This is a genomic window from Bradyrhizobium sp. WU425, assembly GCF_021052305.1.
GTDB lineage: Bacteria > Pseudomonadota > Alphaproteobacteria > Rhizobiales > Xanthobacteraceae > Bradyrhizobium > Bradyrhizobium canariense_D.
On record NZ_CP088089.1, the window covers coordinates 5,239,971 to 5,252,893 of the forward strand.

Consider the following 12,923-nt stretch of genomic DNA (forward strand, 5'->3'; position numbering starts at 1 on the left):
CGGATGGTCTAGGATCGCGCCTCGGCCCGGTCAGATGCCGTGCTTGGTGCCGGGTCCAGTTGGCAAGAGCTAAGAAGCTCTTCTAATTGCCCGGCCGACCTTCTGCAGAGCCTCGAAGGCTCCCATGCGCTGATCAACCCAGCCTGCCAAAGCGGCCTGGGGTTGATGGATGTCTCCCAAGACCGACATCGCCTGCATCGCCTCACTGAGGTCGGAATGGTCGCCCGAGGCAACTGATCCAAGCATCGCGGAGCCGAGCAGGACGGCCTCCGGAGAGGCTGGCGCAGCGACCGTCAAACCCGTCATATCGGCGAGGACCTGCCGCACGAGGCGGCTCTTTGCGGCACCGCCGCTGACCACGATCGTATCGACCGCAATGCCCTTGTCTTGCTGAGCGCGAACGATCTGCCGGGCCCCGCAGCCGAGGCCGCAAAGCCCTGCAAGATAAAGCGCGAGCAGACTCTCCAGATCCGAGCGCATATCAAGGCCCGCAATCAGTGCGCGCGCGCCGGGATCGGCGAACGGCGCTCGATTGCCGAGGAATTCGGGGACGACATGAAGCTGGCCGACCAAATCCGGGAGCATTTCGGCACCGCCGCGTGATTCGATTTCCGAGGCAAGCCAATCGGCAAGCGTCTGCTGCTTCTGGCCCGCAGCCTGTGTCGCTTGCGCGGAATTCGGATGCATCTGCAACAGATGCTCGATCGCAGCGCCGGCGGCCGACTGTCCGCCTTCATTGAGCCAAAGCCCAGGCACCATGGCGGAGAAATAAGGTCCCCAAACGCCAGGGACGAAGGATGGGTCCGGTGTGGTCGACATGGTGCAGGCGGACGTTCCGAATACATAGGCCATGCGCGTGAGCACCGTACCCGCCGCTCCGCGCGCCCCCACCGTACCAACCCCGCCGGCATGTGCATCGATGAGGCCGGCGGCGACCGGCGTACCCGTCGCGAGTCCGAGATCGGCCGCGGCCTTCGCCGTCAGGCCCGCTGCCAGCCTGGTCCCGCCGGGCACGATCTCGGTGCCGATCCTGCGGAACTGCTCATCCGGCAGCACGCCGAGGCCAATCCTGCGGAAGAATTGATCGTCCCAGCGGTCTTCGTGGCCCAGATAGGTCCACTTGCACGTCACGGTACAAATGGAGCGGGACAAACTCCCTGTTGCACGCCAAGTGAGAAAATCAGTCAAGTCCATAAACTGCCACGCATGGGAGAACGTCTCGGGCATGTTTTCGGCGAGCCACAACAGTTTCGGCGTCTCCATCTCGGGAGAGATCGTTCCGCCGACATAGTCGAGAACTTTCTCGCCCGACTGGTTGATACGGCGCGCCTGATCCGCAGCGCGGTGATCCATCCATACAACGACGTTGCGAGCAGGATCGCCGGACGGCCCGACGGGCAGCGGCACACCCGCCTCGCCAAGCACCACCAGCGAGCAGGTCGCGTCAAAGCCGATGCCAGCGATACTGTCCGCCGCGATACCCGCCTGCACCACCGCGCTACGCACGCTGCGGCATACGGCACGCCAGATATCCTCGCTCGACTGCTCGACCACGTCGCCAGCCTCCCGCCAAAGTGCAACAGGGGCGCTGTCACTCGCCAGGAGCCTGCCGGAGCGGTCGAAGAGTCCGGCCCGTGCGCTGCCGGTGCCGACATCGATGCCAAGGAAATGGCGGTTATCGGGTTGCTTGTTCATCTCAGGATCGCCGATCGGAAGATGTTACAGATCGTTGCTCTGCGGCAGAATGACGAGGTCGCGGATGGTGACGTTTCTCGGGCGCGTCAACATGAAGAGCACTGCCTGCGCGACTTCCACGGGCTGCATCAAGCCACCGGCCGCCATTTCCTCCTCGATCTTCTCTTTGGGCCAATCCTTGATGAGCGCGGTCACGACTGGACCGGGCGCAACGGCGCCGACGCGCAAACCGTGTTTCGCGACCTGCCGGCGCAGAGTATGCACAAAAGCCTGCACGGCGTGCTTGGACGCGGTATAGATCGGTTCCCAGACGACAGGCACGAGACCTGCGATCGAACTGGTGACGATGATGTCGCCGCTCTTGCGCTCAACCATGTGCGGCAGCACCGCATGGATCGACCGGAACAGCGCATTGACGTTCAAATTGAGCATGCGGTCCCAGGCGTCGGGATCGCCGCCAAGCACCTCGCCGCCGACATAGGCACCAGCATTCGCATGGAAGATGTCCAGTTGACCCGCTTTCTCCAGCACCTGCGGCATCATCTCTTCCATGCTCAGGGGATCGGTGAGGTCGATACGTAAAGGAATCGCCTGATCGCCCAGCGCAACGCAGGCGCTGCTCAGCGCCTCCTCCGCCCGATCGATCAGCACTACCCGCGCGCCGGCCCCGATCAATGTTCTAGCGCATTCGAGACCGATGCCCGATGCGGCGCCGGTGATCGCCGCGACTTTTTCTGCAAGTTCCTGGGCCAAGGCTTGTCCTTTTCCTATGAGAGTTGTTCAAGCTCGGCCGTGGGAAAGGCGCGAGCGCCGTGCCAGCGAATCGACGATGACTGCAATGGCAAGTACTGCGCCCGTAATCATGTACCGCAGCGACGAGGAGAGATCGAGCAGCGTGAGGCCGCTCGCGATGGACTGGATGACGATGACGCCGAGGAGCGCGGAATAGGCGCTCCCGCGGCCGCCAAACAGGCTCGTGCCACCGATGACCGCGGCGGCGATCGCGTTGAGGTTCACATCCCCGGTCCCGGCCTGCTGGCTGGAAGATGCCAGCCGCGCTGCGGCCAGAATGCCGCCGGCAGCGGCCAGCGTGGAGCACAACATGAATGCGGTCGAATAGACCCGGCGAACGTTGATGCCAGCCCGACGGGCCGCCTCGCGATTGCCGCCGACGGCAGACATCGAGCGGCCCCATTTGGTTCTCGTCAATGCGTAATTCATGATCACGCACAAGCCGACGAACAGACCAAACATCCAGGGAATGCCGCGCCCGAGATTGAGATAATAGACAACGAATTCGAGCACGATGGTGACCAGCAGCGCCTTCAGCACCATGCGGCCAAGCGAACTGGCCGATAGCCCCGCCGCCCGCCGGCGCGCGGCCGTTCGGTAGCCGGTCACGAACATAACCACGCTCGCGACCGCCGCCAGCACGTAGGATACGATCGACGGCATGACGAGCATCTGTCCGAAATTGACCAGCGTCGATCCATACGGAAGGTTGATCGAGCCGGAGGAGCCGAGCAGATACAGCTGCAGGCCGAGCCACGTCAGCAGGCCGGCCAGCGTCGAGACGAAGCTCGGCATACCCAGACGATTGAACAAAAATGCATAGAGCGCGCCGATGGCAGCGCCCAGCACCAACGCCGTGACGATCGCCACGGCGACCGGCCAATCCTGAGCGACCCAAAGCACGCCGACGAGCGCCGAAGAGAACCCGCTCACCGATCCGACCGACAGATCGATCTCGCCGACCATCAGGATACAGACGATGCCCAGCGAGATCACACCCACTGTCGCGCAATCGAAAAGCAAATTGACCAGATTGTTCGGCGCGAGAAAAACAGGGTTGAGAGTCTCGAACGCCGCGCAGATGACGATGAGCCCGACGACCACCGGCAGCGCTCCGAGATCACCCGACCGCACACGGTCCACAAAGGCGCCGATCATGTTTCCAAGCGTGTCCGCGTGCTTGACTCGTTCGTCACTGCGGTCGAGCAACCGCGCCGTCGAAACCTGTTGCGTGTCGTCGGTCATCGCCCAAGCTCCGGCGACTGAGGGGCGCGGCGCCGCCTGGCGCGGCGCGAGACAGAATTTTCGTCCGCTCCGGTAATCGCCGTAACGAGATCCTGATTGGACACGTCGGGATCGAACTCGCCGTTGTTGCGACCGAGGCGCAGCACCACGATCCGATCGGCAACCGCGCGGACGTCCTCCATGTTGTGACTGATCATGATGACGCCGAGACCGCGTGCGCGAACGCGTTCGACGAGGTCTAGCACCTCAGCGGTTTGGGCAACGCCGAGCGCCGCAGTCGGCTCGTCGAGCAGAATGAGTTTCGGCTCAGTCAGCAGCGAGCGCGCGATCGCCACGGTCTGGCGCTGTCCGCCGGAGAGCGACGCCACGGGCTCTCGCACGCTCGGGATCCGCGCTGACAGCTCGTTGAGCAAGGTCCAGGCGCGAAGCTCCATGGAGACCTCGTCGAGCCGCAGCGGGTTGAGCTCGCGGCCGAGGAAGATGTTTGCGACCACGTCGAGATTCTCGCAGAGGGCCAAATCCTGGAAAACGGTGGCGATGCCGAGGCCGAGTGCCATGGATGGGTCGGACAGGACAACATGTTCACCGCCGAACGTGATCGTTCCGGAGGTGGGTTGGTGCACGCCGGCAAGGATCTTCACCAGCGTGGATTTTCCTGCACCGTTATCACCCACAAGTGCCACGACTTCGCCGGCATGCACATCGAGATCAACATCGGTCAGGGCGGACACGGCGCCGAAATGCTTGGAAATTCCGCGAAGACTCAAGACCGGCTTGCGCGGTCCGCCCTGCGCGTCATCGGCATCCGAGATCGTGGTCATGTCCCAATTCGCCCTCTCATCCTTCGTCCCGGCCGCCGGAAGCGGCCGGGACCGACGTCGTCACTGCGTGATGCCAAGCTTCTTGCAACCCGCGGCATATCGGCCCGTGCAGAGCTGATCGGCCGTCTGGATCTTCTTATCGATAATCTCCGCCTTCAGGTTCTCCTGAGTGACGACGGCCGGCACGAACAACTTCGATGGCGCATTGAATAGCGTAGCTTCCGCCTTGGGCATCTCTCCGGAGAGGAATTTCACCGCCGCTTGCGCCGCAGCAGCTGCCACGATCTCACTGGGTTTGGAGATCGTGTTGTACTGATCGCCTGCGATGACGAGCTGAAGCGCGGCAATCGTCGCATCGTTGCCCGTCACCGGCGGCACCGGCTCGATACCTGCGGCCTTGAAGGCGGCAATTGCGCCACCGCCCGTGCCGTCATTGGCAGCTACGACGCCGAGGATCTTCTTGCCGAAGCGGGTGATCTGGCCACTCGCCCATTGCTGCGCCTTCGGCGGCGCCCAGTCCGGCGTGTCGTATTCGGCCAGAATTGGATAGCCGCTCTTATCAAGCCCCTCGTGGATCCCCTTCTTGATGAGTCCCGCAGCGGCATCGGTCGGCGATCCATTGATTTCGAGTACGCCTTCGCCCTCCTTCGCCGTCGCGTTGGCGGCCTTAAGATGCTTGACGAGCGATTCGGAGATAGCCTTGCCGATGGCTTGATTGTCGAAGGACACGTAAAAATCGACCTTGGCGTCGGGGACCGGCCGGTCATAGGCAATGACCTTGATGCCTTGCGATTGTGCCATCTTGACCAGGGATGCCGCGGCAGTGGAGTCGACGGGGTCGAGCACGATTACCTTGGCGCCCTGCGAAATCACCGAGTTGAATTGCTGTTGCTGCCGCGCGGCATCCGCGCTGGCGTTCTGGTAGATCACCTTGCAACTGTCGCACAGCTTCTTCATCTCTGCGACGAAGCCCGGATAATCATGTTGTTCATAGCGGGTGGAGGCCTGGTCCGGCATCAGGAAGGCGACGGTCGCGTTCTTCACCTCTGCGGCCCGCGAAGAAATGGCTGTTGTGCCGAGCAGCGAGAGGGCTATGCCAATTGTGCCCGCATATTTAGCAGAGAACTTTCTCATTTCAGATTTCCTTTCCAGACTGGGTGTCAGGGTGTCGTCGTTGATCCTTCGAAGTCAGGCCCTCGCTGCTTCCGTTTCCGACGGCACGATGAGCGCCGGTGCTCGGAGCCGCGCAGAATTCTGGTCGAACGATTGCTGTCGCGGACACCGCCGTCGGCGTGTCCGCGTCATTCTTCCGTAACGATCCTCCTTCTTTGCTCCTATGCGGCTAGGCCGCGTGCGCCGCATCGATGTTGTGCGCCAACAATCGTCTGAAGCGCGAAGGGGGCATGCCTTTCTCGGCCAGGAACTGCCGGTTAAAATTGGAGAGATTGTTGAAGCCGACCTCGAAGCAGATGTCGGTGATGGAAGCCTGCTCGTCGCTCATCAATATCTGACAAGCGAGATTGATACGCAGCCGCTTAACGTATTGCACCAATGACATGCCCGTGTGCCGGCGGAACGAGCGCGAAAATGCGCTTTGCGATTGACCGGCGATCGCAGCAAGCTCCGCTTCGCCGAAAGGTTGCGTCAGATTCTTCCGGATGAATGCGAGTGCCTTGTTCATTCCCACGGACATGTAGCCAGACGGATCGGGCAGATAGTTTGGGCTGGACAGCGGACGCGCCTGTCGCGCGGCGCGACAGAGTATCCCCAAGATCATCAAGAACAGCTCGATCCGGCGCACGCCGTTCGCCGTGACGATCTCCTCCATGAGTGGGACGAGCGCATCGCTCGTGCTGCGGGTGAACAGCGCACCACGCCGGGAAAAATCCAGCAGTGCGGCAAGGCCCGAAAGCTCAGGCATGACCTTCATCAGGTCGCCGATGAATTCTTCGCTGAATTGAAGGATGCGTCCGCGTAGCGGGATGGCGCACTCTGCCGGCAGATCGCTCACCCAATTGTGCGGCAAATTGGGGCCGGTGAGCACGAGATTACCTGGTTCGAAGTCGCCGATGAAGTCACCGACGAAATAGCGTCCGCTGGTGGCCACGACCTGATGGAGCTCGTACTCGGGATGGAAATGCCAGCGGACGGTGTGGAATGGGTAGCCGTGCGACCACGCCTTGAATGACTCGCCGCGCCGTATCTGGACAACTTCCAGGTCCGGTTCCATGTCCCCTCCCTTCAGGCCGGTGCGGCTTGTAATGATCCGCCTCCGCTCCCTTATCGGCTGATTGGTTCAGCGCTTCCTCTCGTTGGCAGAGTAGCGACCAGTACCTAGGCACGCCACCACCATTTCAGATGTGAACTGATACTTTTTTGACGTGCAGCACGCCGTCCGGCCAAGTTCCCGGATTGAAGGCAGCGTTCCGCACCAACGGCACTATTACGCCGGCCGCCTCCCCCGCCAATGCCGACGGCGCCGCGGCTCCCATCCTTGCAAAACGCTGTCTCGCCGATCGCGATGGCCTACCCGTGCTGGCACAGATCAAAGGTCATGCCACCCACGCTGCCAAATTGGTCCAGGGGAGGATCTCAGCCGCGCGCCTTCAAATGCATCATCGGGTAATGCTCATAGTGGCCGGCGCCGTTCTTCACGACAGGATCTTCCGAGGTGACCGCCTCGATGTCGAGATCGTCCGGGATCTGATAGAGCGACACGCCATAACCGCCACGCGGGTCCGTGACGGGTCCGTGCGCGACGATCTGCCCCTTTGCGAGCAGATCATCCAGGAACGCACCGTGCTGCTTCATCCATTGTTTCTCAGCGGCGCTCATGGTCGCCAGGAAATCCGCCCGGGGCGGAATGTACTTGCAGAGATAGTACTTCATTGGCCGCTCCTCGGTGAAAACGACATTTCAGCTTGCTTGTCGCCTGGCCCGCCCCCCCAACTTGAGAGATCAATCGGTCACGCCGATCCGCTGCTCAATGCGATCAGCGAGCATTGATCTCGGCACTGAAGCGCTCGCATGCAAACCTTTGTCAAGCAACGGCGCGCGTGGCCAGATCGGCGACAGTACCGTCAAGAAATCCAGTCAGCCGCTGCCGGATGATCTGCTCGGCTTCCCTCATGATGCGGTCGATCAGCTCCTTCACCGTCGGGATATCGTGGATCAGTCCGACCACCATGCCGCAGCTCCAAGCACCGGCATCCATGTCACCATCGACCATCACCCTGGGGTAGACACCCGCGACCTGCTCATGGATGTCCTCGATCTTGAGGCTCGTCCCCTTCTCGCGCTCGACTTCGAGCAACTGATCGACACCCTTGTTTTTGAGCACGCGCTCGGTGTTACGCAGCGCGCGCATCACCAGCACGGTATCGAGTTCGGTGGCTTTGACGAGGGCCTGCTTGACGTTGGCGTGGACGGGCGCTTCCTTGGTTGCGACGAAGCGGGTACCCATGTTCATGCCGGCGGCGCCCATCGACAGCGCAGCAACGAGGCTGCGCGCATCCGCCATGCCACCCGAGGCCACGAACGGAATCTTCAGTTCATCCGCCGCGCGCGGCAGCAGGATCATGTTCGGGATATCGTCCTCGCCGGGATGGCCGCCGCATTCGAAGCCGTCGACGCTGACGGCGTCGCATCCGATCTTCTCGGCTTTCAGCGAATGCCGCACCGAAGTGCATTTGTGGATCACCTTGATGCCGGCAGCCTTCAGCGCGGGCATGTACGCTTCCGGGCTGCGGCCGGCGGTCTCCACCGCCTTGACGCCACCTTCCTTGATGGCGGCGATATATTCCGGATAAGGCGGTGCAGTGAAGCTCGGCAGGAAGGTCAGGTTCACACCGAACGGCTTGTCGGTCATGTCGCGACAGCGCGCGATTTCCTTCGCCAGCAGCTCCGGCGTCCGCTGGGTCAGGCCGGTGATGATGCCGAGACCGCCGGCATTCGAGACCGCGGCGGCAAGCTCGGCAAAGCCGACATAATGCATGCCGCCCTGGATGATCGGATGCTGGATGCCGAACAGTTCAGTGATTGCTGTCTTCACGTGCGCTTTCTCCGCTTTCCGATCAGTTGACGAGTTCAAATAGGCCGGCCGCGCCCATGCCGCCGCCGATGCACATGGTCACCACGCCGTACTTCGCCTTGCGCCGCCGCCCCTCGATCAGGATATGGCCCGCAAGCCGGCTGCCCGTCATGCCGTAGGGATGGCCGATCGCGATCGAGCCGCCATTGACGTTCAGCTTGTCCGGATCGATGCCGAGCTTGTCGCGGCAGTAGATCACCTGGACAGCATAGGCTTCGTTCAGCTCCCAAAGATCGATGTCATCGATCCTCAGGCCGTGGCGCTTGAGAAGGCGCGGGATCGCCGCGACCGGACCGATGCCCATTTCGTCCGGCTCGACTCCGGCGGCGACGAAGCCGCGGAAGATGCCGAGCGGCTTAAGGCCCTTCTTGGCGGCGGTCTTGTCGCTCATGAGCACGCAGGCCGATGCTCCGTCGGAGAGCTGGCTGGCATTGCCGGCCGTGATGGTCTTGCCTTCGAATACCGGCTTGATCTTCGCCAGTCCTTCCGCCGTGGTCTCGGGGCGCGGCCCTTCGTCCTTCGACAGCGTCACCTGCTGATAGGAGACTTCCCTGGTGTCCTTGTTGACGACGGCCATCGTCGTTGTGATCGGGACGATCTCGTCATTGAAGCGACCGGCCTGCATCGCGGCACCAATGCGGCGCTGACATTCGAGGCTGTATTCGTCCTGCCGGTCGCGACCGATCTTGTAGCGCTCGGCGACAATCTCGGCAGTGTCGAGCATCGACATGTACATCTCGGGCTTCATCGCCATCAGCTCGTCGTCGACGGCGTGGAACCTGTTCATGTGTTCGTTCTGCACCAGGCTGATCAATTCGATCCCGCCTCCGATCGCGATCTCGACGCCGTCCAGCATAATCGAGCGGGCCGCGACCGCGATCGCCTGCAGGCCGGAGGCGCACTGCCGATCGATCGTGGTGCCGGCGACGGTGACCGGCAGGCCGGCACGAACCGCCCCCTTGCGTGCGACGTTCATCACCATGGTGCCCTGCTGCATCGCGCAACCCATCACCACGTCTTCGACCTCGTCCGGCTCAACGCCCGCGCGCCTCACCGCTTCGGCCATCACATGGCCAGCCATGGTCGGCCCCTCGGTGTTGTTCAGCGCACCGCGATAGGCCTTGCCGACGCCGGTGCGGGCGGTGGAAACGATAACTGCCTCTGTCGTCATGGCTGCCTCTTTGGTTACGCTGCCGCGTCGAGCTGCACATAACGCAGCAAGTGGTGAGCGGGATCGCCGAACTGGATATTGATCGAGGAGATTCGCTTAAAGTAGTGACCGACGTTCAATTCGTCGGTCATGCCCATGCCGCCGTGGAGCTGCACCGCCTGGTCGGCGATGAACTTGCCGGCATAGCCGACCCTCGACTTGGCGCCGGAGGCGAGGCGCGAGATGCCACTTTCGCCGGCACCGAGGCTGAGACTGAGATGCTGCATCAGGGAAAGCGCCTCCTGATGCGCGATGAACATGTCGACCATCCGGTGCTGCAACACCTGGAAGCTGCCGATGGTGACGCCGAACTGCTTTCGGGCCTTGGCGTATTCCAGCGTCGCAGAGTTCAGTTCGGCCATCGCGCCGACCGCCTCGGCGCAGAGCGCGCCGATGGCCCTGTCGCGGCAGCCTTCCAGCAGGGCGACGCCTTCGCCCTCGCTGCCGAGCAACTCGCCGCGCACATCGCGGAAAGTGATCTCCGCGGCACGGCGGCCGTCGATGGTCTTGAAGCTCCGCAATTCGAGATTCGCCGCCCGGGCGTCGACGACGAACAGGCTGACGCCGCCACAATCGTCGCGCTTGCCGGCAGTCCGGGCGGAGACGATGAGATAATCGGCCCAAGGCGCCGCTATGACGGCGGTCTTCTCACCACTAAGCGTGTAGTCCTTTCCCTCTCGCCGCGCCGTGGCCGCGACATTGGCGAGATCGAAGCGCGAGTTTTTTTCGGTCCAGGCCAGCGCCCAGATCTTGTGTCCGGCGATGATATCGGGAATGAAGGCCTGCTTCTGCTCTTTCGTCCCTGCCTGCTCGATCAAGCCGCCGACCAGCACGACCGTCTCCACGTACGGCTCCACGACAAGGTGGCGGCCGAACTCCTGGGCAACGATCATAGTAGAGAGCGGGCCGCCACCAAGTCCGCCGCTCTCCTCGGAGAATGGCGCGGCGAGCAGGCCGAGCTCCGCAAAAGCGCCCCACTGCTTGCGGCTCCAGCCCTCTTCGCTGGCCACGATCTTGCGGCGCGCCTCGAAGCTGTATTGGTCGCGTAGCATACGCTGTACGCTGGAGCGCAACAGTTCCTGCTCTTCCGTGAACTGGATATCCATCCGATCCTCTTGTTGCGCTGTTGCTAGAGACCGAGCACCGCTTTGGCGATGATGTTGCGCTGGATCTCGTTTGATCCACCGTAGATGCTGAGCTTGCGCGCGTTCAGGTATTTCTCCGACGCTGTGTGGCCGTAATCGGCACCCGGCATGAACTGGTTTGCGCCCGACGGTTGCTCGCGAAGCGCCAGGCCATAGTTGCCGATGGCACGATGTGTGAGCTCGGTAATGCCCTGGAAGATCTCGGTGCCGCGGATCTTGAACAGCGAGGCCGCGGGCCCCGGATCGATGCCGCGCGCCATCTGGGCAACGACCCGCAGCTCGGTGGCCTCGAGCGCGAGCACATCGAGCTCGAGCCGGCCGATCTCCTTGCGAAATTCGAGATGCGCCGGATCGTCCGCTGCGATCTCCGCTTTCACGATCTTCTTCAACCGGTCGAGGTAGCGCGTCGACCGGCCGATCCCGGCCATGCTGGTGCGCTCGTTGCCCAGCAGGAATTTTGCGTAGGTCCAGCCCTTGTTCTCCTCGCCGATCAGGTTCTCGACGGGAACGCGGACATCCTCGAGGAAGACGTCATTGACCTCGTGCGAACCGTCGATCGTGATGATCGGACGCACGGTCACGCCTGGCGACTTCATGTCGATCAGGAGGAACGAGATGCCCGCCTGAGGCTTGGCGCTCGAATCAGTACGCACCAGGCAGAAGATCCAGTCGGCGTGCTGCGCCAACGTTGTCCAGGTCTTGTGACCGTTGACGATGTAATGGTCGCCGTCGCGCACAGCCTTGGTCCGGACGGTGGCGAGGTCTGAGCCTGAGCCCGGCTCGGAATAGCCTTGGCACCACCAGTCTTCACCCGACAGTATCCGCGGCAAGAACTTCTGCTTCTGGGCATCATTGCCGAAGGTGTAAATGACCGGACCAACCATGGTGACGCTGAACGCCAACGGCGGCAGCGTCCCGGCCCGGCTGGTCTCCTGCTCGAAGATGAAACGCCGGGTGATCGACCAGCCAGGGCCGCCAAATTCCTTGGGCCAAAGCGGCGCGATCCAGCCCTTCTCGTAGAGAATTTGGTGCCAGAGCAACGATTGCTCTTTGGTCAGGTCGGTCTCCGGATTAGGGACCCGCATTTCCTTCGGATAGTTTTCGGCGATGAAAGCGCGCACCTCATCACGGAAGGCCGCATCTTCGGGAGACAGTGCGAGTTCCATCTGCGCTTCCTACCACTTCTCACCGAAGGGGCGGATTTCCAGCTCAAAGGTCCAGGCGCTCTTCGGCTGCTGATACAGCTGCCAATAGGACGCCGCGACCGAGGCCGGCGGCATCAGCAGATCCGGATCGTCGAGCGCATTAGGCCCGAGCGCTTCCAGGCGCCGCTGGCGGACCCATTCGGTGTCGACGCCGGAATCGATAACGAGGTGCGCGACGTGGATATTCTTCGGGCCGAGTTCGCGCGCCATCGCCTGCGCCACAGCGCGCAGTCCGAATTTGGCGCTGGCAAAGGCGGCATAGCCGCTGCCACCGCGCAATGAAGCGGTCGCACCGGTGAAGAAGATGTTGCCCTGGCCGCGCGGCAGCATCAGCCGGGCCGCCTCGCGCCCGGCGAGGAAACCGGAGTAGCAGGCCATCTCCCAGACCTTGCGGAACACGCGCTCGGTCGTCTCGAGGATCGGGAAGTTGACGTTGGCACCGATATTGAAGATGCAGACATCCAATGGTGCGTGCTTGTCGGCGTCGCTCAGAAAGGAGACGATCTCCTCCTCCTTGCGCGCGTCGAGCGAACGTGCGTGGATCTCGCCGCCGGCAGCCTCGATCTCCTTGACCAGCGGCGCCAGCTTGTCGCCGTTGCGGCGACCCGCGAAGACAGTAAAGCCCTCGGAGGCAAATTTCTTGGCGATCTCGCCACCGATGAAATCGCCCGCGCCGATCACGGCGACGGTTGCATTTCTCTTTTTCAAGGAACTTCTCCC

General features: G+C 62.4%; 12 protein-coding genes and 1 pseudogene. 1 reads left to right on the plus strand and 12 read right to left on the minus strand.

Annotated elements, in window-relative coordinates; genetic code table 11:
- Window positions 1–69: 69 nt before the first annotated feature.
- The 6 genes from BcanWU425_RS25515 to BcanWU425_RS25540 all read right to left on the minus strand — a co-directional run bounded on the left by BcanWU425_RS25515 (window position 70) and on the right by BcanWU425_RS25540 (window position 6,783).
- Window positions 70–1,695: an FGGY-family carbohydrate kinase gene (locus tag BcanWU425_RS25515; RefSeq protein WP_204510827.1), complete on the minus strand. Its 1,626-nt coding sequence runs from the start codon at window positions 1,693–1,695 to the stop codon at window positions 70–72.
- A gap of 24 nt (window positions 1,696–1,719) precedes the next feature.
- The gene (locus BcanWU425_RS25520; RefSeq protein ID WP_085350868.1) at window positions 1,720–2,448 is read right to left on the minus strand and encodes an SDR family oxidoreductase; all 729 of its coding nucleotides are present in this window, start codon (window positions 2,446–2,448) and stop codon (window positions 1,720–1,722) included.
- Between the two features lie 27 nt (window positions 2,449–2,475).
- On the minus strand, window positions 2,476–3,732 hold the full coding sequence (locus BcanWU425_RS25525; RefSeq protein WP_085350867.1) for a sugar ABC transporter permease: 1,257 nt from the start codon (window positions 3,730–3,732) through the stop codon (window positions 2,476–2,478).
- A complete protein-coding gene (locus BcanWU425_RS25530; protein ID WP_085350866.1) occupies window positions 3,729–4,553 on the minus strand; it encodes an ATP-binding cassette domain-containing protein in 825 nt (274 codons plus the stop codon). Before BcanWU425_RS25530 ends, BcanWU425_RS25525 begins: the two co-directional genes overlap by 4 nt.
- 60 nt (window positions 4,554–4,613) lie before the next feature.
- Window positions 4,614–5,687: an ABC transporter substrate-binding protein gene (locus BcanWU425_RS25535; protein WP_026233659.1), complete on the minus strand. Its 1,074-nt coding sequence runs from the start codon at window positions 5,685–5,687 to the stop codon at window positions 4,614–4,616.
- A 208-nt stretch (window positions 5,688–5,895) separates the two neighbouring features.
- Entirely contained in the window at window positions 5,896–6,783 is an 888-nt protein-coding gene (locus BcanWU425_RS25540) for an AraC family transcriptional regulator (RefSeq protein ID WP_204510826.1), read from the minus strand.
- 170 nt (window positions 6,784–6,953) lie between these two features.
- Here BcanWU425_RS25540 and BcanWU425_RS25545 point away from each other — a divergent pair.
- A pseudogene (locus BcanWU425_RS25545) lies at window positions 6,954–7,121 on the plus strand (acetyl-CoA C-acetyltransferase); the annotation flags it as partial.
- A 24-nt stretch (window positions 7,122–7,145) separates the two neighbouring features.
- Here the strand turns inward: BcanWU425_RS25545 and BcanWU425_RS25550 are convergent.
- The 6 genes from BcanWU425_RS25550 to BcanWU425_RS25575 form a co-directional block, all read right to left on the minus strand.
- A complete protein-coding gene (locus BcanWU425_RS25550) occupies window positions 7,146–7,442 on the minus strand; it encodes a YciI family protein (RefSeq protein ID WP_085350863.1) in 297 nt (98 codons plus the stop codon).
- A 151-nt stretch (window positions 7,443–7,593) separates the two neighbouring features.
- A complete protein-coding gene (locus tag BcanWU425_RS25555) occupies window positions 7,594–8,604 on the minus strand; it encodes an NAD(P)H-dependent flavin oxidoreductase (protein WP_204510825.1) in 1,011 nt (336 codons plus the stop codon).
- Between the two features lie 22 nt (window positions 8,605–8,626).
- Complete coding sequence (locus BcanWU425_RS25560; RefSeq protein WP_204510824.1) at window positions 8,627–9,814, minus strand: acetyl-CoA C-acyltransferase; 1,188 nt, start codon at window positions 9,812–9,814, stop codon at window positions 8,627–8,629.
- A gap of 14 nt (window positions 9,815–9,828) precedes the next feature.
- On the minus strand, window positions 9,829–10,959 hold the full coding sequence (locus tag BcanWU425_RS25565; RefSeq protein WP_018458776.1) for an acyl-CoA dehydrogenase family protein: 1,131 nt from the start codon (window positions 10,957–10,959) through the stop codon (window positions 9,829–9,831).
- A gap of 23 nt (window positions 10,960–10,982) precedes the next feature.
- Window positions 10,983–12,164 carry an acyl-CoA dehydrogenase family protein gene (locus tag BcanWU425_RS25570; protein ID WP_018458775.1) on the minus strand — a complete coding sequence of 394 codons (1,182 nt, stop codon included), beginning with the start codon at window positions 12,162–12,164 and terminating at the stop codon, window positions 10,983–10,985.
- Between the two features lie 9 nt (window positions 12,165–12,173).
- Entirely contained in the window at window positions 12,174–12,911 is a 738-nt protein-coding gene (locus BcanWU425_RS25575; RefSeq protein WP_018458774.1) for an SDR family oxidoreductase, read from the minus strand.
- Between the last annotated feature and the right edge of the window lie 12 nt (window positions 12,912–12,923).